The following is a 21,077-nucleotide window of genomic DNA, read 5'->3' on the forward strand; positions in this document are numbered from 1 at the left end:
CGAGTCCGAGTCATGCGAGCTCGATGAGCTCCTGGTACTCCGCCGACCAGTGGTCCTCCGTACCGTCGGGCAGCAGGATCACACGCTCGGGCTCCAGCGCCGCCGCGGCGCCGGGGTCGTGGGTGACCAGGACGACAGCCCCCGCATAGGTCCGGAGGGCGTCGAGCACCTGCTCCCGCGAGATCGGGTCGAGGTTGTTGGTCGGCTCGTCGAGCAGCAGCACGTTCGCCGCCGACGACACAAGGCCCGCCAGCGCGAGCCGTGTCTTCTCACCGCCCGACAGGGTTCCCGCGGGCTGCTCGAGCTGGGGCCCGGTGAACATGAAGGCGCCGAGCAGGCCCCGGAGGTCCTGCTCGCCCGCGTCGGGGGCCGCGTGCCGGATGTTCTCCCACACAGTCGCCATGTCGTCGATGGTGTCGTGCTCCTGGGCGAAATACCCCAGCTTGAGCCCGTGACCCGGCTCGATGGTGCCCAGATCCGGCTTCTCCACACCGGCGAGGATTTTCAACAACGTCGTCTTGCCCGCGCCGTTCAACCCGAGCACGACGACGCGGCTGCCCCGGTCGATGGCGAGGTCGACGCCGGTGAAGATCTCCAGCGATCCGTAGGTCTTCGTGAGCTCCGACGCCATCAACGGCGTCTTGCCGCACGCGGTGGGCTCGGGGAAGCGGATCTTCGCGGTGCGGTCGGACACGCGCTCCTCGTCGAGGGCGTCGATCATCTTGTCGGCACGCTTGAGCATCTGCTGTGCGGCCGCGGCCTTCGTGGCCTTCGCGCCCAGCTTGGCGGCCTGCACGCGCAGCGCGCCCGCCTTCTTCTCCGCGTTGGCGCGCTCCCGCTTGCGCCGCTGCTCGTCGGTCGCACGGGCGTCGAGGTACTTCGACCAGCCCATGTTGTAGACGTCGGCCTCGCCGCGGACGGCGTCGAGGAACCAGACCTTGTTGACCACGTCGCCGAGGAGTTCGACGTCGTGACTGATGACCACCAGCCCGCCGTCGTGGTTCTGCAGGAACGCGCGCAGCCAGGTGATCGAGTCGGCGTCGAGGTGGTTGGTCGGTTCGTCGAGCAGCAGCGTCGTGTTCGACTTGCCGCCACCCGTGGACGCCGCGAACAGGATGCGGGCCAACTCGATGCGACGTCGCTGACCACCCGACAACGTCGACATGGGCTGCCCCAGGACGCGATCCGGCAGGGCCAGGCTGTGGCAGATACGCGCCGCGTCCGACTCCGCCTCGTATCCACCCAGTGAGGAGAACCGCTCCTCGAGGCGGCCGTAGCGGGCGATGGCCTTGTCGCGGGTCGCGTCGTCGGCGGCCTCGGCCATCAACGCCTGCGACTTCTCCATGTCGCGCACCATCGTGTCGAGACCCCGGGCGGACAGCACGCGGTCCTTCGCCAACATGCCGAGGTCGCCCTCTTTGGGGTCCTGCGGGAGATAGCCGACCTCGCCGGTACGGGCGACGCTGCCGGCGTAGGGCTCGCCCTCACCTGCCAGGATCCGCATGGTCGTCGTCTTGCCGGCGCCGTTGCGTCCGACGAGTCCGATGCGGTCGCCCGCCTGTATGCGCAGCGCCGGACCGGGTGCGGACAGCAGGGTCCGCACGCCTGCCCGCACCTCGAGGTCCGTTGCCGTGATCACGACGGTCAAGTCTACGGAGACACGCAAACCGGATCTGTGGGCCGAGCCCAGGATCACCAGGCCGGGGCACTCGTGGGACTCGACTACCGTCGTCGGGTGTGACCGATGTGACATCCCCCGCCCCGTCCTCCCGCCCGTTGTCCGGCCGCACGGCCCTGGTGACCGGCGCCAGCCGCGGTATCGGCCTGGCCACGGCCACCGAACTCGCTGTCCGCGGGGCCGTGGTCACGATCACGGGCCGCAAACCCGACGCTCTCGCCGCGGCGCAGGAGTCCATCGCCGCTGCTGCCCCCGACGCGGACGTGCGCACGGTCGTCGCGAACACGGGGTCCGCCGACGATCGCCGTGCGGCGGTCGCCGAGGCGGCACGCGACCGGGGAACGGTCGACATCCTCGTGAACAACACCGGCATCAATCCGGTCTACGGGCCACTGATGGACGCCGACCTCGACGCGGTCCGCAAGATCTTCGACGTCAACGTCGTCGCCGCCCTCGGGTTCGTCCAGGAGTGCTTCCGGGCGGGGATGAGCCGCACCGGGGGTGCCGTCGTGAACATCGCCAGCACCGCCGGCCTGCGGTCCACCGGGGTCATCGCCGCCTACGGTGCGTCGAAGGCCGCGTTGATCCGCCTCACCGCAGAGCTGGCCGCCGAGCTGGGTCCCGGGATCCGGGTGAACGCGATCGCCCCGAACATCGTCAAGACGCAGTTCGCCGAGGCCCTCTACAGCGCCGACGAACAGGCCGTCGCCGCACGGTTCCCGATGAAGCGCCTCGGCACACCACCCGACGTCGCGAACCTGGTCGCGTTCCTCGTCGACGACGCGTCGGGGTGGATCACCGGTGAGACCGTGACCCTCGACGGCGGGCTCCTCGCCGGTGGCTGACCGCCCGGACGCGCGCCACGACCTCGTCGTCGTCGGTGCCGGCCCCGCGGGGCGGGCCGTTGCGCACCGGGCCGCGGCCGCAGGCCTCGACGTCGTCGTCGTCGATCCGCACCCCGGGCGGCGGTGGACGGCGACCTATGCCGCATGGCGCGACGAACTTCCCCCGTGGCTGTCGTCGGAGACCGTGGCGTCGACCGCTCCCGTCGTCAGCGTCTTCACCGGGCGTCGGCATCGCATCGCGCGGCCCTATGTCGTCCTCGACTCCGACATCCTGCGATCGGACCTCTCGGGCGGCTACGCCGAGTGCGCCGGGATGGTTGCCGGCGTCGACACGCGGGCGGTCCTGCTGGCGGACGGTCGTGTGTTCGCGGGGTCGACCGTGATCGACGCCCGCGGCTCGGACCCCACCGGCCCGGTGCAGACGGCGGCGGGTGTGTTCGTCGACGCCGGCGACGCCGCAGCGGTCCTCGGGGACGAGGCGGCCGTGCTGATGGACTGGCGCGATCCGGACGGTCGCCCCCTGGGGCGCCCCACGGTCGGCTCGGACGGACGGACGCTGCCCCCGACGTTCCTGTACGCGATCCCGATGGGCGACGGGACTGTGCTGCTGGAGGAGACGTGTCTGGCGGCGGATCCCCCTGTGCCCGTGACCGAGCTGCGGGCACGGCTGCTGCGGCGTCTGGCCCGTACCGGTGTCGACCCCGGCCGGGTGGCCGACGCCCCCCGTGAGTCGGTGCGGTTCACCCTCGACGGGGGTGGCGACCGTCCGTGGCGTCCCGGCCCGACGCGCTTCGGCGCCGCGGGTGGCCTGATGCACCCGGCGACCGGGTACAGCGTCGCGACGTCACTGCGACTGGCCGACGACGTCGTCGGCGCCGTGGTCGACGGTCGTGACGTGACCGACGCCCTGTGGCCGTCGTCGGCACGCGCGGTGCACGCGTTGCGGCGGCGTGGCCTCAACGTGATCCTCGGGCTCGACGCCGCGGCGACCGTCGACTTCTTCGACGGGTTCTTCCAGCTCGACCCGACCCGGCGCGACGCCTACCTCAGTGAGCGCGACGACCTCGGGGCCGTTGCCGCGGCGATGGCGGCACTCATGCCGATCGTCGGTGCGGGCGCCGCGATCCGCATCGCGCGCGGCGCCGTGCGGCGTCCGGCCTGGAGCGTGCCCGGTCGCCACTGACCGGCGTCTCGGGTCGACCCCGAGGAACGATCAGACGGTGAAGCCGAGCGCCCGGAGCTGCTCACGACCGTCGTCGGTGATCTTGTCCGGGCCCCACGGCGGCAGCCACACCCAGTTGATCTCGATGTCGGTGCACAGTCCGCTCGACACGACCGCCGCGCGCGACTGGTCCTCGATGACGTCGGTCAGCGGGCAGGCCGCCGAGGTCAGGGTCATGTCGATCTTCGCGACGGCGTCGGTGTCGACGTCGATGCCGTAGACGAGTCCGAGGTCGACGACGTTGATGCCGAGTTCGGGGTCGACGACATCGCGCATCGCCTCCTCGACGTCGTCGACGGACGGCAGTGAGGTCTGCACCTCGGCGGGAACCGCCGCGGGGGCGTCCTGCTGTGCTTCGGTCATGGTGTGCTCCTGAGTGTCTCGTCGGTGGAGGCGGTGGCGGCGGTGCCGATCCGGCCCTCGGTGTCGGTGCGGCCCAACGCGTCCTTGAACGCCATCCAGCCGAGGAGTGCGCACTTCACGCGCGCGGGGTACTTCGACACACCCGCGAACGCGATCCCGTCGCCGATGACGTCCTCGTCACCGTCGACGGCGCCCCGGGAGGTGACCATCTCGGTGAAGGCGTCGACGGTGCGCAGCGCGTCGTCGATGTCGAGACCGACCACCTGGTCGAAGAGGACCGAGGTGGCGGCCTGCGAGATCGAGCATCCCTGCCCGTCATAGGAGATGTCGGCGATCGTGCTGTCCGACACCGCGACACGCAGGGTCACCTCGTCACCACAGGTGGGGTTCACGTGGTGGACCTCGGCGCCGAAGGGCTCACGCAGGCCGCGACCGTGCGGGTGCTTGTAGTGGTCCAGGATGACGTCCTGGTACATCTGCTCCATCCGCACCGGCGTCACCCCACCCCGAAGAAGCGTCGTGCGGTGCCGATCGCGTCGGCGAGGGCGTCGACCTCGTCGAGGGTGTTGTACGCGGCGAACGACGCGCGTGCGGTCGCGGCGACGCCGAAACGCTTGTGCAGCGGCCACGCGCAGTGGTGTCCGACGCGGATGGCGACACCCTCGTCGTCGAGGATCTGACCGAGGTCGTGGGCGTGGATGCCGTCGACGACGAAGGAGATCGCCCCGCCGCGGTCGGTGGCGTCGGCAGGTCCGACGATGCGTACACCGTCGATCTCCGACAACCGGTCGAGAGCGTGCGCGGTGAGTGTGTGCTCGTGCGCGGCGACCGCGTCCATCCCGAGGTCGTTCAGGTAGCGCACCGCCGCGCCCAGTCCGACGACCTGTGAGGTCATCGGGACGCCGGCCTCGAACCGCTGCGGTGGCGCCGCGTAGGTCGACACCTCCATCGTCACCGTCTCGATCATCGATCCACCGGTGATGAAGGGCGGCAGCTGCGCCAGCAGGGCCGACTTGCCGTACAGCACACCGACACCCGACGGGCCGAACATCTTGTGGCCCGAGAACGCGGCGAAGTCGACGTCGAGTGCGCGGACGTCCACCGCCATGTGCGGCACCGACTGGCAGGCGTCGAGCACGACGAGCGCACCGACGGACCGGGCGCGACGCACCACCTCGGCCACATCGGTGACGGCCCCGGTGACGTTCGACTGGTGTGTCACCGCGACGACCGCGACCGAGTCGTCGAGGGCGAGCGAGTCGAGGTCGATGCGACCGTCCCCGGTCACCCCGAACCAGCGCAGGGTCGCACCCGTGCGACGGCAGAGTTCCTGCCAGGGAACGAGATTCGCGTGGTGCTCGAGTTCGCTGACCACGACGGTGTGCTCGGGCCCCAGACGGGTGCCGCCGAGGATGTCCGCGCTGCGGTCGTCACCGAGGGTGTAGGCGACGAGGTTGATCGCCTCGGTCGCGTTCTTGGTGAACACGATCTCGTCGTCGACGGCACCGATGAACGCGGCGATGTCGGCGCGGGCGCCCTCGTAGGCGTCCGTCGCCTCCTCGGCGAGCTGGTGTGCGCCGCGGTGGACCGCCGCGTTGTGGTGCGTCAGGAAGTACCGCTCGGCGTCGAGCACGGGCAGCGGACGCTGCGAGGTCGCACCGGAGTCGAGGTACACCAACGGTTTCCCGTCCCGGACCGTACGGCCCAGGATCGGGAAGTCCGCGCGCAACGCCTCGACGTCGAGGGTGGGCGAGTGGACGGTGGTGGTCATGCGGTCACCTCGTTCGTGCAGCTGGTGGGCGGCGTCAGGCGGACGCGCCGGCCCCGGTGAAACGGACGTAGCCGTTCTCCTCGAGCTCGTCGGCCAGTTCCGGTCCGCCGGACTCGACGACGCGGCCACCCACGAACACGTGGACGAACTCGGGTGCGATGTAGCGCAGGATCCGGGTGTAGTGCGTGATCAGCAGCACGCCGCCGTTCTCGCGCTCCTTGAACGAGTTCACGCCCGCGGAGACGATCCGCAACGCGTCGACGTCGAGGCCGGAGTCGGTCTCGTCGAGGATGGCGATCTTCGGCTTCAGCAGACCGAGCTGCAGGATCTCGTGGCGCTTCTTCTCGCCGCCCGAGAAGCCCTCGTTGACGCTGCGCTCGCCGAACGACGCGTCGATCTCGAGCTCGGTCATCGCCTCCTTGACCTCTTTGACCCAGTGCCGCAGCTTCGGCGCCTCGCCGCGGACGGCGGTCGCCGCGGTCCGCAGGAAGTTCGACGTCGACACACCGGGCACCTCGACGGGGTACTGCATCGCCAGGAAGAGACCCGCGCGAGCGCGCTCGTCGACACTCATCGCGAGCACGTCCTCACCGTCGAGGGTGATCGACCCCGACGTCACGGTGTACTTCGGGTGACCGGCGATGGCGTACGAGAGCGTCGACTTGCCCGAGCCGTTGGGGCCCATGATGGCGTGGGTCTGACCCGAGGAGATGCTCAGGTCGACGCCCTTGAGGATGTGGATGGGCTCGGCGTCGGAGTCGCTGCCGGCGACGTCGACGTGGAGGTCGCGGATCTCGAGAGTGGTCACGGAAGTCCTTCGTGGGTCGGGCGTGGGTGGTCGGTGGGGCGGGCGTCAGACGCCGGCGGTCTCGAGTTCGGCCTCGATGGCCGCCTCGAGACGCTCGCGCAGGTCGGGCACACCGATCTTGGCGATGATCTCGGCGAAGAACCCCCGCACGACGAGACGTCGCGCCTGGTCCTCCGGGATGCCGCGGGCCTGCAGGTAGAACAGCTGCTCGTCGTCGAATCGGCCTGTCGCACTGGCGTGTCCGGCACCGACGATCTCGCCGGTCTCGATCTCGAGGTTGGGCACGGAGTCGGCCCGGGCGCCGTCGGTGAGGACGAGGTTCCGGTTCAGCTCGAAGGTGTCGGTGCCCTCGGCCTCGGCCCGGATCAGGACGTCGCCGACCCAGACGGTGTGGGCCTCGCGCGAACGGTCGGTCGCCCGGCCGGTCGCGTCGACGTCACTCTGCAGGGCGCCCTTATAGACCACGTTGGACCTGCAGTGCGGCTGCGAGTGGTCGACGAGGAGACGCTGTTCGAGGTGCTGGCCGGCGTCGGCGAAGTAGAGCCCCCACATCTCGGCAGAGCCGCCGGGACCGTCGAAGTGCACCAGCGGGCTCATCCGCACCAGGTCGCCGCCGAGGCTGACCGCGAAGTGGCGGATCGCCGCGTCCCGACCCAGGCGGACGTGGTGGGTGGCGACGTGGACGGTGTCGTCGGCCCAGTCGTGGACGTCGACGACGGTCAGCGCCGCACCGTCGCCCACGACGAACTCGATGTTCTCCGCGTACGTCCCGCTGCCGACCTGGTCGATGACGACGGTCGCGCGGGAGTGTCGTCCGAGGCGGATCTGCAGGTGGCCGAATGCCACCACACCGGCGCCCGGGCCCGTGATCGTGACGGTGACGGGATCGGCGACCTCGACCTCGGTGGCCACCGACACGACGGTGGCCTCGGTGAAGCCGGAGTACGCGGCGGCCGCGACACGATCGAACGGGACGCCGCCCTCACCGAGTCGCGAGTCGTCGCGACCGACGGTCTCGACCGTGACGCCGTCCCCGGCGCCCGTCACGTCGACCGTCGCCGCCCCGGACGCTGTCGCCGATCCGTCGTGCAGTCCGCGCAGACGGCGGAACGGCGTGAACCGCCACGCCTCGTCCTTCGACGACGGCACCTCGAAGGCGTCGACGTCGAAGGAGGTGAACAGTTCGCCCTTGTTGGTCACCGGGTGGACGGGGTTCTCCCCCGCCACCGCGCCGATCACACCGGACGGGGTCGTCCCCGAGGGGATGCCTGCCGAACTCAACCGACCGATCCTTCCATCTGCAGCTCGATGAGCCGGTTCAGCTCGAGCGCGTACTCCATGGGCAGTTCCTTGGCGATGGGCTCGACGAAGCCGCGCACGACCATCGCCATCGCCTCGTCCTCGGTCAGACCGCGGCTCATCAGGTAGAAGAGCTGGTCGTCGCTGACCTTGGACACCGTCGCCTCGTGGCCCATCGTGACGTCGTCCTCACGGATGTCGACGTAGGGGTAGGTGTCGCTGCGGCTGATGGTGTCGACCAGGAGCGCGTCGCACTTCACCGTGGACCGGCTGCCGTGCGCGCCGCGGTTGATCTGGACCAGTCCGCGGTAGGACGCCCGTCCGCCACCCCGGGCGACGGACTTCGAGACGATGTTGCTCGACGTGTTCGGCGCGAGGTGCACCATCTTCGAGCCGGTGTCCTGGTGCTGTCCGGGCCCGGCGAACGCCACCGAGAGCACCTCGCCCTTGGCGTGCTCACCGGTCATCCACACTGCCGGGTACTTCATGGTGACCTTCGAGCCGATGTTGCCGTCGACCCACTCCATGGTCGCGCCGGCCTCGGCCTTGGCGCGCTTGGTGACCAGGTTGTAGACGTTGTTCGACCAGTTCTGGATGGTCGTGTACCGGCACCGACCGCCCTTCTTGACGATGATCTCGACGACCGCGGAGTGCAGCGAGTCGGTCTTGTAGATCGGCGCGGTACAGCCCTCGACGTAGTGCACGTAGGCGTCCTCGTCGACGATGATCAGCGTCCGCTCGAACTGACCCATGTTCTCGGTGTTGATGCGGAAGTACGCCTGCAGCGGGATGTCGACGTGGACACCCTTCGGCACGTAGATGAAGCTGCCGCCCGACCACACCGCGGTGTTCAGCGCGGAGAACTTGTTGTCGCCGGCGGGGATCACGGACCCGAAGTACTCCCGGAACAGGTCCGGGTGCTCCTTGAGCGCGGTGTCGGTGTCGAGGAAGATCACGCCCTGCTGCTCGAGGTCCTCACGGATCGAGTGGTAGACGACCTCGGACTCGTACTGCGCGGCGACACCGGAGACCAGACGCTGCTTCTCGGCCTCGGGGATGCCGAGCTTGTCGTAGGTGTTCTTGATGTCGGCGGGCAGGTCGTCCCAGGTGGCCGCCTGCTTCTCGCTGGACCGCACGAAGTACTTGATGTTGTCGAAGTCGATGCCGTCGAGGTTGCTGCCCCAGCTCGGCATCGGCTTGCGGTCGAACGTCTGCAGCGCCTTGAGACGCGCGGCGAGCATCCACTCGGGCTCGCTCTTCTTCGACGAGATGTCGGTGACGACGGCCTCGTTGATGCCGCGCTGGGCGCTCGCGCCCGCGACGTCGGAGTCCGACCATCCGTAGCCGTAGGTGCCCAGGGAGGCGATGGTCTCCTCTTGCGTCAACGGGGAGGTCGCGCCTGCAGAGGTGCGGGGGTCAGTGACGGTCATCGGAGTCCTCTCGATGGGTGGTGGCGGTCGGCGACGGGGGCTGTACGTCGGCCGCCGGTGATGATCGGTCCCGGCCGGGGCCGGGGGATCGATCGTCCCGGTCGCCCGCAGGGGCGCCGGTGGAGGTCGGGGAGGTGAGCGGGACATGGGTGGTGCAGGCGCAGTCGCCGTTGGCGATCGTGGCGAGCCGCTGGACGTGGGTGCCCAACAGCGCGGTGAACCGTTCGGTCTCCGCCTCGCACAGTTCGGGGAACTCGGTCGCGACGTGGCCGACCGGGCAGTGGTGCTGGCAGATCTGGACGCCGTTGCCCACCCGCCGGGTGTCGGCAGAGTATCCCGACCGCGTCAGCGCCTCGGCAATCTGTCCGGCGGTGCGTTCGACGGCGTCGGGGTCGCTCTCGGCGCGTTCCGGGCTGGTGGGCTCGACGCCGGTCACGAGATCACCGATGCGATCGGCCGCGAACGCGCGGACGGCGGCGTCGCCGCCGATGTCACGGAGACGACGCATGGCCGCGCCGGCGAGGTCGTCGTAGGCGTGGGGCAGGCCGCCGCGCCCGCGGGAGGTCAGCCGGAACTGCTTGGCGGGGCGGCCGCGTCCCCGCCGGGCGTACCGCGACGACTCGCCGGATGTCACCCGCCCGTCGGCGATCAGGGCCTCGAGGTGACGTCGGACACCACCGGCGCTGACCCCCAGCGCGTCGCCGATCTCGCTCGCCGTGCACGGCCCGTGCTCGAGCAGCAACGCGATCACGGCGGACCGGGTCTGGCCCTCCGCACCGATCGTGACGTGCGGCTCCGCGGAGCGCGCGTCGGCTGACGAGGTTTTCACCACACAAGTGTCACCTAATTCCGACCACGGTGCCAGCAAGGGTGACCTATCCCCCCGGCACGCGCCCCGCGCGGTCGGGAGAGGCGTGTCCCGCGACGCCGCCGGATAGTCTGCACTCGTGTCTGACCCCGCGGCGCGCCCGAGCCCCATCGGTGCGCTCACCGGTCGCGCGCGCAGCGCGGCGAGCTACCTCGGGCTGCGCCGACGACGCACCGCACCTCCCGCGGATCGACCCGGCGACTACGGCGTCTCGGTCGCCCGCATGCACGACCGCGAACCCGAGGTCGGGCCCCTGCTCCCCGCCGAGAGCGCCGCGCTGGCCAAGATCCGCGTCTTCGGCGCCGTCGGCTCGATCTTCATCCTGATCGGCTCGCTGGGCACCGGCGCGGTCCCCGTCCTGCAGAACCCGATCGCCGGGATGCGTCTGTTGTCGCTGCCCTCGCGGATGTGGACCACGGCGCTGACCCTGTCGATCACCGGCACCATCGTCCTCGTCCTCGCCTGGCTCATGCTGGGGCGGTTCGCGGTCGGTCGGCTCACCGTCGAGGTGCTCGGCGGGTCTCGTCCGGAGAGGCGGATGACGCGCCGTCAGGCGGATCGGACACTGCTCGTGTGGCTCGCGCCGATCGTCGTGGCGCCCCCGCTGTTGAGCAAGGACATCTACTCCTATCTGGCGCAGAGTGCGATCGCGGCCAAGGGGATGGACCCGTACAAGATCAGCCCCGTCCGAGGGTTGGGTGTCGACCACGTCTTCACCCGGTCGGTGCCGAACCTGTGGCGCGACACCCCCGCCCCGTACGGCCCGCTGTTCCTCTGGATCGGCAAGGCCATCACGAACATCACCGGCGACAACCTCTCCGCCGCGATCCTGCTGCACCGAGTGGTCGCCCTGGTCGGCGTCGGCCTGGTGGTGTGGGCACTCCCCCGCCTCGCGCGACGCTGCGGTGTCTCGCCGGTCGCCGCGCTGTGGCTCGGGGCCCTCAACCCGCTGCTGATCCTGCATCTCGTCGGTGGCATCCACAACGAGGCACTGATGCTCGGCATGATGCTGGCCGGCATCGAGGTGTGTTTCCGCGCCATCGACTCCCCCCACCGACTGCGGCGCCCCGGATCATGGATGCCGTCGGCGACGGGATGGCTCCTGCTGGCGGGCGCGACGGTGATCGCAGCGTCGTCGATGGTGAAGATCGCCTCGCTGCTGGCCCTCGGGTTCGTCGGCATCGCCCTGGCGCGTCGCTGGGGTGCCACCCTGCCCGCGCTGCGGCACGCGCCCCGCTCGCAGTGGTGGGTGCGATCCCGGCGGTCGGTGATCGCGCTCGCGGGATCGGCCGGCCTGCTGCTGGCCGTCGCCGCCGTGGTCATCGGGGGACTGTGCGTCGGGACGGGGCTCGGTTTCGGCTGGACCAAGACCTTGAGCACCGGGGACGTCGTCCGGTCGTGGATGTCGATGCCGACGCTGCTGGGGGTGACCGGCGGTCGCGTCGGGGTGGTGCTCGGCCTCGGCGACCACACCCAGGCCATGCTCGACGTCGCCCGGCCGATCGGCGAGTTGATCGCGGGCGTCTTCATCGTGCGGTGGCTGCTCGCCGCGCTGGCCGGCCGCGTCCATCCCCTCGGCGCCCTCGGCATCGCGATGGCGACCTTCGTGGTCTTCTTCCCGTTCGTGCAGGCGTGGTACCTGCTGTGGGCGATCATCCCGCTGGCCGCGTGGGCGACCGGACGGTGGTTCCGCCTCGTCGCGATCGCCGTGTCCGCCGTCATCGCCGTCGTGGTGCTCCCCACCGGCGCCGGGACCCGGGGCTTTCAGCTCGCCGAGGCCATCGTCGCCTCGATCCTGCTGACCGCCGTGCTCACCGCGGTGTTCTTCGAGCGGCCGTGGGGTCAGCGGCGAGGCCGTGAGCGAGACCACGACGGCGCCCGCGACGACACCGCGGGGAGCGCATCCGACCCCGTCGCCGACGCGTCGTCGTACGACGATCCGTCGTCGACGGCCGTACGGTCCCCCGTCGAGTCCTCTGCGACGAACGACACACCCCGGGTCGGCGCCGCCGACCAGCGGCTCCGGTGATCGCGGCCGCACGACGCGGTCGCACTGCCCCACGGCGGGACCGGCCCGCGCGGCGCATAGTGTTGTCCTCGTGAACAGCCCGACCGGAGCTGCGGCCGTGGATGTCGCGGGCCTCGTCAAACGCTATGACGGGACGACCGCTGTCGACGGCATCGACCTGCGTGCCGAGCGCGGCCAGGTGGTCGCGCTGCTCGGACCCAACGGGGCCGGCAAGACCACCACCGTCGAGATCTGCGAGGGCTTCCTCGCCCCCGACGACGGCACCGTCCGCATCCTCGGACTCGACCCCATCGCCGACAACGAGGCCCTGCGCCCCCGTATCGGCGTGATGTTGCAGGGCGGCGGCGCCTACCCGGGTGCCCGTGCCGGCGAGATGTTGCGCCTGTGCGCGGCCTACTCCGCCGACCCGATCGACCCCGACTGGCTGCTCGACACGCTCGGCCTCCGGGAGGCCCAACGCACCGCCTACCGTCGCCTCTCCGGCGGTCAGCAGCAACGGCTCGGTCTCGCCTGCGCCCTGGTCGGGCGTCCGGAGCTGGTCTTCCTCGACGAGCCGACCGCGGGACTCGACGCGGCCGCGCGGATCCTCGTGTGGGAACTCATCGACAGCCTCCGCTCCGACGGCGTGTGCGTCGTGCTGACGACCCATCTCATGGACGAGGCCGAACAGCTCGCCGACGACCTCGTGATCATCGACCGGGGCCGGGTCGTCGCCCACGGCACCCCCGCCGAGGTGACCAGCCGCGGCGCCGAGAACGAGCTGCGGTTCCGTGCCCCCCGCGGCCTCGACCTGGACCTGCTGCGCTCGATCCTCGCCGAGGAATACGAGACCAGCGAGGTCACGCCGGGCACCTATCTCGTGGCCGGCCCGGTGACCCCCGAGGTCATCGCCGCGGTGACCGCGTGGTGCGCCCGCATCAACGTGTTGGCCACCGACATGCGGGTGGAGACACGCAGCCTCGAGGACGTCTTCCTCGACCTCACCGGACGGGACCTCCGCGGATGACCGACCTACGCGCCGACGGACGTCGCCCCTCCGGCGGTCCCCGGTTCACCCCCGGGCAGTTCACCCCACGCCCCCAGCCCGCACCGGTCCTGCAGATGCTCATGGCGCAGTCGCGCATGGAGCTGCGACTCCTGCTGCGCAACGGCGAACAGCTGCTGCTCACCCTGTTCATCCCCGTCACGATGCTCATCGGCCTGTGCCTGCTGCCGATCGCGACCCACGGCGAGTCGCGCGCGGACCGGTTCGTGCCCGCGATCATGACCGTGGCCGTCATGTCGACGGCGTTCACCGGTCAGGCGATCGCGGTCGGCTTCGACCGGCGGTACGGGGCGCTCAAACGACTCGGTGCCACACCGCTCCCCCGGTGGGGGGTCATCGCGGGCAAGTCGATCGCCGTCGCCATCGTCGTCGTGCTGCAGGCCGTCGTCCTCGGTGCGATCGGTGTCGCCTTCGGGTGGGACGTCGGCCCGGGTGGACTCCTCGTCGGGGCGGTGGCCATCGCGATCGGCACCCTGACCTTCTCCGCGCTCGGACTGCTGCTCGGCGGGACGCTGCGCGCCGAGATCGTGCTCGCCCTGGCCAACATCGCGTGGTTCGTCTTCATCGGCATCGGCAGCCTCGTCGTGGCCGGGTCGTCGGTGCCCGAGGCCGTGCGCTGGGTGGCGCGGTGCTCGCCGTCGGGTGCGCTCGCCGAGGCGCTGCACCAGGCGACGCGCCTGTCGGTCGACTGGGTCGGTTTCGGCGTCCTCATCGCGTGGGGCGTCGTCGCCGCGGCGGCCGCCGTCCGCTGTTTTCGGTTCACCTGAGTCGCGGCGATACCATCGGTCTCGTGCTCTACCGCGGCTTCACACGACTCGTCGATCTCCTGCCCATGGTCTCCCGGCGCGTCCAGGTGGTGATCGCCGTCCTGGTGGTGGTGACCCAGGCGGGCATCGCCGTCACCGGGTCCATCGTGCGGGTGACCGCGTCCGGCCTGGGCTGCCCGACGTGGCCCCAGTGCTTCCCGGGGAGCTTCACCCCCGAGCCGCACCAGGAGGTCGCCGGCATCCACCAGGCCGTCGAGTTCGGCAACCGGATGCTCACCTTCGCCGTCGTGGCCACCGCCGCGGCCATCGTGATCGCCGTGGTCCGCGCGAAGCGTCGTCGCGAGGTGAAGGTCTACGCCTGGTTGATCCCCCTGTCGACGGTCGCGCAGGCCGTCATCGGCGGCATCACCGTGCTCACGGGCCTGCTGTGGTGGACGGTCGCGATCCACCTGCTCGTCTCCATGGCGATGGTGTGGCTGTCGGTGCTGCTCCTGGAGAAGGTGCGCGAACCCGACGACGGCGAGGCACTCCCCCTCGTGCCGACGCCGCTGCGGTGGCTGACCGCCCTCTCGGGCGCGATCATGGCCGTCGTCCTCGTCGCCGGGACCATGGTGACCGGCGCCGGACCCCACGCGGGTGACGCCAGCATCGAGAAGCCCGTCCCGCGTCTCGCGGTGGCCATCACGACCCTCGTGCACTTCCACGCGGAGATGATGGTCGCCTACCTCGCGCTCATCGTGGCGCTGGGCTTCGGTCTCGCCGCGGTCGGGGCCTCGCCCGCCATCCGTCGACGTCTGTACGTCGTCGTCGCCACCATCGTCGTGCAGGCCGCGATCGGGATCACGCAGTACGCGACCGGCATCCCCGAGGGTCTCGTCGTGCTGCACGTGGCGGGCGCGGCGGCATGCGTCGCGGCCACCGCCGCGCTGTGGGTGTCGCTGCGCCCCCGGCGGCTGATTCCCGCACAGGTTGACGCCGACATCCGCGCCCGCGGCGAGGCCGCCGAACTCGGCTGACCCCGCCGGACGGGATCGAGCTGTCCGTCAGGTGTTGGCGACCCAGCCCGCCATCTGCTTCCAGTGGCCCGGGCGCGGCGTCGCGACGCTGCTGAGCTCGCGGTCCCACTCGGCGGTGGTGAGGCCCTCCACGGCGTCCACCACGGCGTGTGCGGTGGCGACGTCGGCCACGACCTGGTCACCGATCACACCGCCGTCCTGGGCGACCATGAGGATGCGTACCCCGGAGGCCCCGATCGGCTCGATGACGGCGCTCGCGGCACCGCCGCCGCGGCGCACGAAGCGGGTCGCGGCCGCGACCGCGGCCTTCGGCGCGCGCGCCGGCGAACCGGTCTTCTCGGAGTCCGTGCTCTCCGGTGCGTTCTGCTCAGCCATGCCACGGATCCTATCGGGGCGGTGGGTCGGTTCCCCGCGCCCGGGCGTAGAACGGACCCATGCGTGCAGTCCATGTGTCCCGCCACGGCGGACCCGAGGTCCTCGAGCCCGTGACCGTCGACGACCCGACGCCCGGTCCCGGTGACCTGCTGGTCCGCGTCGGCGGGGTCGGGGTCAACTTCATCGACACCTACCTGCGGTCGGGGTACTACCCGTCCACCCCGCCGTACATCCCCGGGACGGAGGGTGCGGGCACCGTCGTCGCCGTCGGTGACGGCGTGTCCGACCCGGAGGTCGGGACCCGCGTCGCGTGGTGCGACGTCCCGAACAGCTACGCGGAGCTCGTGGTGGTCCCGGCGGATAGGGCTGTCGTCGTCCCCGACGGCGTCGACGACGCCGTCGCCGCCACGGTCCTGCTCCAGGGGTGCACCGCGCACTACCTCCTCGACGGTGTGTCCCACCCCCGCGGCAGCGACGACCCGGGCGGCCCCGACACGGTGCTCATGCACGCCGGGGCCGGCGGCGTCGGACTGATCCTCACCCGGTTGGCCGCCGCACGCGGCATCCGGGTGATCACCACCGTCTCGACGGACGCCAAGGAGCAGCTGTCCCGGGACGCAGGGGCGGCGCACGTCCTGCGCTACGGCGACGACGTCGGCTCGACGGTGCGCGATCTCACCGACGGACGGGGTGTCGTCGCCGTGTACGACGGCGTCGGGGCCGACACGTTCGAACAGAGCCTCCTCGCGACGGCTCGACGCGGAACCGTGGCGCTGTTCGGCGCCGCGAGCGGTCCTGTCCCCCCGTTCGACCTGCAACGTCTGAACGGGCTGGGGTCGTTGTTCGTCACCCGCCCGACCCTGGCGCACCACATCGCCGACGCAGAGGAGTTCGCCTGGCGCACCTCGGCGGTGATGGGTGCCGTGGCCGACGGGACCGTGCCCATGCGCGTGGACCACCGCTATCCGCTGGATCAGGCCCAGCAGGCGCACACCGATCTCGAGGCGCGGGCCACCACCGGATCGATCGCGCTCATCCCCTGACCCGGGCGCGGGCGATCAGAAGGTCGCGAGCACCGTCGGCAGGTGGATGACCGAGTCGAGGGCGAGACCGCAGAAGACGATCGCCAGGTACTCGTTGGACTGCAGGAACACCCGCAGCGGCGCGATCGGCTCGCCGCGTTGCGTCGAGGCGTACAGCTTGTGCACGGCACGCAGGAACCATGCGCCCGCCGCCACGGCGACGGCGGCGTAGATCCACCCCGTGGCGAGGACCAGCACGAGCGTGGCCGCGACCGTGGCCCAGGTGTAGAAGACCATCTGTCGGGCGACCTGCTGCTCGGTGGCGACGACCGGCAGCATCGGCACACCGGCCGCCGCGTAGTCCTCCTTGTAGCGCATCGCCAGGGCCCAGGTGTGCGGCGGCGTCCAGAAGAAGATCACCAGGAACAGCACCACGGGCTGCCAGGACAGGCTGCCGGTGACCGCGGCCCACCCGACCAGCGTCGGCATGCACCCGGCGGCACCGCCCCACACCACGTTCTGCCAGGTCCGGCGCTTGAGGATCATCGTGTAGACGCCGACGTAGAACGCGATGGTCGCCATCACGAGCAGCGCAGCCAGCAGGTTCGCGAACAGCCACAGGACGACGAACGACGCCGCACCGAGCACGATGCCGAACGCCAGCGCATGCCACCGGCCGACGGCCTGTCGGGCCAGGGGGCGGCGGGCGGTGCGCTTCATCTTCTGGTCGATGTCGGCGTCGACGACCATGTTCAACGTGTTGGCGCTGCCCGCCCCGAGCCATCCACCGACCAGGGTCACGGCGATCAGCCCGATGTCGACCGATCCGCGGTCGGCCAGGAGCATCACGGGCACCGTCGCGACCAGCAGCAGTTCGATGACGCGCGGCTTGGTCAGCGCGATGTAGGCGAGGACGAGATCGCGGGCGCGGCGCAGCGGTGTCGACGGACCGGGGTCACCCGCGGGGGGCCGGGGGGCGGCCGACGTACGAGCGCCGCCGCTGTGACCCATCTCCACTGGTTCTCCCGCTACGCTCGTCGACCCGGTGCGCATCGTCGCGTGCCGGCTGACCCCGCGCGCGTGCCGGGCCCGATCGGGCGACGGAGCGCGCGTCTACTACAGGGAATGGTAGACGGACCCACCCCGCCGACCACAAACGGACACAGGGCCCGCACGGTCGACACCGCCCCATGTCCGGGCTCCCGGCGATGGGTACGGCGACTAGGGTTGAGCACGTGGTCGCCCCGTCCGCACGCCGAACCCCATCCCCGTACTTCGGCACCGCACCGACATCGATACAGGAGATCCCCACATCGTGGCTGTGACAGACGAGATCCGTTCCCTCACCCAGGCGTCGCACCCCGACGACTGGACCGACGTGGACACCCGCGCCGTCGACACGATCCGGGTTCTCGCCGCCGACGCGGTCCAGAAGTGTGGATCCGGTCACCCCGGTACGGCCATGAGCCTCGCGCCGCTGGCCTACACGCTCTTCCAGCGCATCATGCGCCACGACCCGAACGACACGGCGTGGCTCGGTCGTGACCGTTTCATCCTGTCGTGTGGTCACTCGTCGCTGACCCTGTACATCCAGCTGTACCTCGGAGGGTTCGGTCTCGAGCTGTCCGATCTCGAGGCGCTGCGGACGTTCAAGTCGAAGACCCCCGGTCACCCCGAGTTCCGGCACACCCGCGGCGTGGAGATCACCACGGGCCCGCTGGGCCAGGGACTCGCCTCGGCGGTGGGCATGGCCATGGCCGCCCGCCGCGAGCGCGGTCTGTTCGACCCGGACGCTCCCGAGGGTCAGAGCATCTTCGACCACTTCATCTACGCGATCGCCTCCGACGGCGACATCGAGGAGGGCATCACCTCCGAGGCGTCGTCGCTCGCCGGTACGCAGCAGCTCGGCAACCTCGTCGTCTTCTACGACGACAACAAGATCTCCATCGAGCACAACACCGACATCGCCCTGAGCGAGGACACCGCCAAGCGCTACGAGGCCTACGGCTGGCACGTCCAGTACGTCGAGGGCGGCGAGAACGTCACCGGCATCCTCGAGGCCGTCGAGGCCGCCAAGGCCGTCACCGACAAGCCGTCGATCATCATCCTGCGGACGATCATCGGCTTCCCGGCGCCCACGAAGATGAACACCGGTGCCGCACACGGTGCGGCCCTGGGTGACGACGAGGTCGCCGAGGTCAAGAAGATCCTCGGGTTCGACCCGGAGAAGACCTTCGAGGTCGACGACGACGTCATCGCGCACACCCGCGGACTCCTCGAGCGGGGACGCCACGCCCACGAGCAGTGGTCCGACGAGTTCGAGAAGTGGTCGTCGGCGAACCCCGAGCGTCGCGCGCTCCTGGACCGCCTGACCAAGGACGAACTGCCGGAGGGGTGGGCGGATGTGCTCCCCACCTGGAACCCGGGCGACAAGGCGGTCGCCACCCGGTCGGCGTCGGGCAAGGTGCTCGGTGCGCTCGGCCCGGTGCTGCCCGAGCTGTGGGGCGGCTCGGCCGACCTCGCCGGCTCCAACAACACCACCATCGAGGGTGCGAAGTCCTTCGGCCCGACGTCGATCTCCACCGACGACTGGGACGCCGAGCCCTACGGGCGCACACTGCACTTCGGTGTCCGCGAGCACGCGATGGGTGCGATCCTGTCCGGCATCGTGCTGCACGGCCCCACGCGCGTCTACGGCGGCACGTTCATGCAGTTCTCCGACTACATGCGCCCCGCGGTGCGCCTCGCCTCGCTGATGGACATCGACCCGATCTACGTGTGGACGCACGACTCGATCGGTCTGGGCGAGGACGGCCCCACCCACCAGCCCATCGAGCACCTCGCCGCGCTGCGCGCCATCCCGAACCTGTCGGTGGTGCGTCCCGGTGACGCGAACGAGACCGCGTACGCGTGGAAGTCGGTCATCGCGCGCTCGTCGAGCAGCGGCCCGGTCGGTCTGGCCCTGACCCGCCAGAACATCCCGATCCTGGAGGGCACCTCGGCCGAGGGCGTCGCCAAGGGCGGATACGTGCTCAAGGACTCCTCGACGCCCGAGCCCGAGGTGATCATCGTGGCCACCGGATCCGAGCTCTCGCTCGCCGTCGACGGTGCGAACTCGTTGGAGGAGAAGGGCATCGGCACGCGCGTGGTGTCCATGCCGTGTGTCGAGTGGTTCATGAGCCAGGACCAGAACTACCGCGACCAGGTGCTGCCGCCCACCGTGGCGGCCCGCGTCTCCGTCGAGGCGGGGATCGCGATGCCGTGGTACCCGATCGTCGGCGGCCACGGCGAGATCATCTCGCTGGAGAACTTCGGTGAATCCGCCGACTACCAGACACTGTTCCGCGAGTACGGCTTCACCGTCGAGGCCGTCGTCGCCGCAGCGCAGCGCTCCATCACGTCCGTGAAGGGACAATCCGCATGAGCCAGAACCCGAACCTCAAGGCCCTCTCCGACGCCGGCGTGTCGGTGTGGCTCGACGACCTGTCGCGCGAGCGCATCTCGTCGGGCAACCTCGCCGAGCTCGTCGAGACCAAGTCGGTCGTGGGCGTCACCACCAACCCGTCGATCTTCCAGGCCGCACTGTCGTCGGGCTCGGCCTACGACGACCAGGTGAACGACCTCGCGTCGCACGGTGCCGACGTCGACTCCGCGATCCGCACCATCACCACCGACGACGTCCGCAACGCCTGCGACGTGCTGCGTCCCGTCTACGACGCGACCAACGGTGTGGACGGTCGCGTGTCGATCGAGGTCGACCCCCGCATCGCCCACGACGCCGACAAGACCGCGGCCCAGGCGATCGACCTGTGGAAGACGGTCGACCGGCCCAACATGTTCATCAAGATCCCGGCCACCGAAGAGGGCATCCCGGCGATCACCAAGACCCTGGCCGAGGGCATCAGCGTCAACGTGACGCTGATCTTCTCTGTCGAGCGCTACCGCCTGGTGATGGACGCCTACCTCGACGGCCTCGAGCAGGCGAAGGCCGCCGGGCACGACCTGTCGACGGTGCTGTCGGTGGCGTCGTTCTTCGTCTCCCGCGTCGACACCGAGGTCGACAGTCGGCTCGACGCGATCGGCACGCCCGACGCCGTCGAGCTCAAGGGCAAGGCCGCACTGGCCAACGCCCGGTTGGCGTACGTCGCCTACCAGCAGGTGTTCGAGGTCGGGTCCCGCTTCCAGGCGCTGCTCGCCGACGGTGCGCTCCCCCAGCGCGCACTCTGGGCGTCGACCGGCGTGAAGAACCCCGACTACCCCGACACGCTGTACGTCAGCGAACTCGTCGCCCCGAACACGGTCAACACCATGCCGGAGAAGACGATGGACGCCTTCGCCGACCACGGCGAGGTGAACACCGAGTCGCTCATCGGACGCGGACCGGAGTCCGAGGAGGTCTTCGCGAAGATCTCCGACCTGGGCATCGACCTCACCGACGTCTTCCTCACCCTCGAGAACGAGGGCGTCGAGAAGTTCGAGAAGGCCTGGGGCGAGCTGCTCGACGCGACGAGCGAGCAGCTCGACTCCGCCAAGAGCTGA

19 protein-coding genes are annotated in these 21,077 nt (G+C 70.4%); 9 read left to right on the forward strand and 10 right to left on the reverse strand.

Translation table 11 applies throughout. From position 1 onward, the window contains the following. Positions 1 to 10: 10 nt before the first annotated feature. Positions 11 to 1,639 carry an ABC-F family ATP-binding cassette domain-containing protein gene (locus LX14_RS15125; protein WP_253648185.1) on the reverse strand — a complete coding sequence of 543 codons (1,629 nt, stop codon included), beginning with the start codon at positions 1,637 to 1,639 and terminating at the stop codon, positions 11 to 13. 98 nt (positions 1,640 to 1,737) lie between these two features. Between LX14_RS15125 and LX14_RS15130 the strand changes: the two genes are divergently transcribed. Beyond that, complete coding sequence (locus LX14_RS15130; RefSeq protein ID WP_253648186.1) at positions 1,738 to 2,523, forward strand: SDR family oxidoreductase; 786 nt, start codon at positions 1,738 to 1,740, stop codon at positions 2,521 to 2,523. Beyond that, positions 2,516 to 3,706 carry a lycopene cyclase family protein gene (locus tag LX14_RS15135; protein ID WP_253648187.1) on the forward strand — a complete coding sequence of 397 codons (1,191 nt, stop codon included), beginning with the start codon at positions 2,516 to 2,518 and terminating at the stop codon, positions 3,704 to 3,706. The genes LX14_RS15130 and LX14_RS15135 overlap by 8 nt, the downstream gene beginning before the upstream one ends. Before the next feature lie 30 nt (positions 3,707 to 3,736). On the opposite strand, the gene LX14_RS15140 is transcribed toward LX14_RS15135, so the two are convergent. The 7 genes from LX14_RS15140 to LX14_RS15170 are packed head-to-tail and all read right to left on the reverse strand — an operon-like array spanning position 3,737 to position 10,245. After that, a complete protein-coding gene (locus LX14_RS15140) occupies positions 3,737 to 4,108 on the reverse strand; it encodes a metal-sulfur cluster assembly factor (protein ID WP_253648188.1) in 372 nt (123 codons plus the stop codon). Next, the gene (gene sufU, locus LX14_RS15145; protein ID WP_253648189.1) at positions 4,105 to 4,599 is read right to left on the reverse strand and encodes a Fe-S cluster assembly sulfur transfer protein SufU; all 495 of its coding nucleotides are present in this window, start codon (positions 4,597 to 4,599) and stop codon (positions 4,105 to 4,107) included. The genes LX14_RS15140 and sufU overlap by 4 nt, the downstream gene beginning before the upstream one ends. Before the next feature lie 5 nt (positions 4,600 to 4,604). Further along, positions 4,605 to 5,879 (reverse strand): cysteine desulfurase, encoded by a 1,275-nt coding sequence (locus LX14_RS15150; protein ID WP_253648190.1) that lies wholly within the window; start codon positions 5,877 to 5,879, stop codon positions 4,605 to 4,607. 34 nt (positions 5,880 to 5,913) lie between these two features. Then, entirely contained in the window at positions 5,914 to 6,687 is a 774-nt protein-coding gene (sufC, locus tag LX14_RS15155) for a Fe-S cluster assembly ATPase SufC (protein ID WP_253648191.1), read from the reverse strand. Between the two features lie 45 nt (positions 6,688 to 6,732). Further along, positions 6,733 to 7,923 carry a Fe-S cluster assembly protein SufD gene (sufD, locus tag LX14_RS15160; protein ID WP_253648550.1) on the reverse strand — a complete coding sequence of 397 codons (1,191 nt, stop codon included), beginning with the start codon at positions 7,921 to 7,923 and terminating at the stop codon, positions 6,733 to 6,735. 41 nt (positions 7,924 to 7,964) lie between these two features. Further along, entirely contained in the window at positions 7,965 to 9,416 is a 1,452-nt protein-coding gene (gene sufB, locus LX14_RS15165; RefSeq protein WP_253648192.1) for a Fe-S cluster assembly protein SufB, read from the reverse strand. Further along, positions 9,403 to 10,245 carry a helix-turn-helix transcriptional regulator gene (locus tag LX14_RS15170; protein ID WP_253648193.1) on the reverse strand — a complete coding sequence of 281 codons (843 nt, stop codon included), beginning with the start codon at positions 10,243 to 10,245 and terminating at the stop codon, positions 9,403 to 9,405. The genes sufB and LX14_RS15170 overlap by 14 nt, the downstream gene beginning before the upstream one ends. Positions 10,246 to 10,507: 262 nt before the next feature. Here LX14_RS15170 and mptB point away from each other — a divergent pair, with 262 nt between their 5' ends. The 4 genes from mptB (at position 10,508) to LX14_RS15190 (ending at position 15,141) form a co-directional block, all read left to right on the forward strand. Further along, on the forward strand, positions 10,508 to 12,313 hold the full coding sequence (mptB, locus tag LX14_RS15175; RefSeq protein ID WP_372505420.1) for a polyprenol phosphomannose-dependent alpha 1,6 mannosyltransferase MptB: 1,806 nt from the start codon (positions 10,508 to 10,510) through the stop codon (positions 12,311 to 12,313). A gap of 70 nt (positions 12,314 to 12,383) precedes the next feature. Beyond that, on the forward strand, positions 12,384 to 13,319 hold the full coding sequence (locus LX14_RS15180; protein WP_253648194.1) for an ABC transporter ATP-binding protein: 936 nt from the start codon (positions 12,384 to 12,386) through the stop codon (positions 13,317 to 13,319). Then, the gene (locus LX14_RS15185) at positions 13,316 to 14,125 is read left to right on the forward strand and encodes an ABC transporter permease (RefSeq protein WP_253648195.1); all 810 of its coding nucleotides are present in this window, start codon (positions 13,316 to 13,318) and stop codon (positions 14,123 to 14,125) included. Before LX14_RS15180 ends, LX14_RS15185 begins: the two co-directional genes overlap by 4 nt. 65 nt (positions 14,126 to 14,190) lie before the next feature. After that, positions 14,191 to 15,141 carry a COX15/CtaA family protein gene (locus tag LX14_RS15190; protein WP_253648552.1) on the forward strand — a complete coding sequence of 317 codons (951 nt, stop codon included), beginning with the start codon at positions 14,191 to 14,193 and terminating at the stop codon, positions 15,139 to 15,141. A gap of 27 nt (positions 15,142 to 15,168) precedes the next feature. Here LX14_RS15190 and LX14_RS15195 read toward each other — a convergent pair whose 3' ends face one another. Then, positions 15,169 to 15,516, reverse strand: coding sequence for a hypothetical protein (locus LX14_RS15195; protein WP_253648196.1), 348 nt, complete (start codon positions 15,514 to 15,516; stop codon positions 15,169 to 15,171). Between the two features lie 59 nt (positions 15,517 to 15,575). Between LX14_RS15195 and LX14_RS15200 the strand changes: the two genes are divergently transcribed. Beyond that, complete coding sequence (locus tag LX14_RS15200; RefSeq protein ID WP_253648197.1) at positions 15,576 to 16,559, forward strand: quinone oxidoreductase family protein; 984 nt, start codon at positions 15,576 to 15,578, stop codon at positions 16,557 to 16,559. A 15-nt stretch (positions 16,560 to 16,574) separates the two neighbouring features. Here the strand turns inward: LX14_RS15200 and LX14_RS15205 are convergent, their stop codons facing one another. Further along, positions 16,575 to 17,549: a heme o synthase gene (locus LX14_RS15205; protein WP_372505421.1), complete on the reverse strand. Its 975-nt coding sequence runs from the start codon at positions 17,547 to 17,549 to the stop codon at positions 16,575 to 16,577. A gap of 304 nt (positions 17,550 to 17,853) precedes the next feature. Here LX14_RS15205 and tkt point away from each other — a divergent pair, with 304 nt between their 5' ends. Continuing rightward, entirely contained in the window at positions 17,854 to 19,962 is a 2,109-nt protein-coding gene (tkt, locus tag LX14_RS15210) for a transketolase (RefSeq protein ID WP_253648199.1), read from the forward strand. Continuing rightward, positions 19,959 to 21,077 (forward strand): transaldolase, encoded by a 1,119-nt coding sequence (gene tal, locus LX14_RS15215; protein WP_253648200.1) that lies wholly within the window; start codon positions 19,959 to 19,961, stop codon positions 21,075 to 21,077. The genes tkt and tal overlap by 4 nt, the downstream gene beginning before the upstream one ends.

It is taken from the genome of Williamsia deligens (assembly GCF_024171765.1).
Classification (GTDB): Bacteria; Actinomycetota; Actinomycetes; order Mycobacteriales; family Mycobacteriaceae; genus Williamsia_A; species Williamsia_A deligens.

What these genes read in the sequence shown, in the direction of transcription:
- LX14_RS15140 (WP_253648188.1), bottom strand. Translation starts at nt 4,108, where the DNA reads ATGACCGAAGCACAGCAGGACGCCCCCGCGGCGGTTCCCGCCGAGGTG.
- tal (WP_253648200.1), top strand. Translation starts at nt 19,959, where the DNA reads ATGAGCCAGAACCCGAACCTCAAGGCCCTCTCCGACGCCGGCGTGTCG.
- LX14_RS15150 (WP_253648190.1), bottom strand. Translation starts at nt 5,879, where the DNA reads ATGACCACCACCGTCCACTCGCCCACCCTCGACGTCGAGGCGTTGCGC.
- mptB (WP_372505420.1), top strand. Translation starts at nt 10,508, where the DNA reads ATGCACGACCGCGAACCCGAGGTCGGGCCCCTGCTCCCCGCCGAGAGC.
- LX14_RS15195 (WP_253648196.1), bottom strand. Translation starts at nt 15,516, where the DNA reads ATGGCTGAGCAGAACGCACCGGAGAGCACGGACTCCGAGAAGACCGGT.
- LX14_RS15185 (WP_253648195.1), top strand. Translation starts at nt 13,316, where the DNA reads ATGACCGACCTACGCGCCGACGGACGTCGCCCCTCCGGCGGTCCCCGG.
- LX14_RS15200 (WP_253648197.1), top strand. Translation starts at nt 15,576, where the DNA reads ATGCGTGCAGTCCATGTGTCCCGCCACGGCGGACCCGAGGTCCTCGAG.
- sufB (WP_253648192.1), bottom strand. Translation starts at nt 9,416, where the DNA reads ATGACCGTCACTGACCCCCGCACCTCTGCAGGCGCGACCTCCCCGTTG.
- LX14_RS15190 (WP_253648552.1), top strand. Translation starts at nt 14,191, where the DNA reads ATGGTCTCCCGGCGCGTCCAGGTGGTGATCGCCGTCCTGGTGGTGGTG.
- LX14_RS15205 (WP_372505421.1), bottom strand. Translation starts at nt 17,549, where the DNA reads ATGGGTCACAGCGGCGGCGCTCGTACGTCGGCCGCCCCCCGGCCCCCC.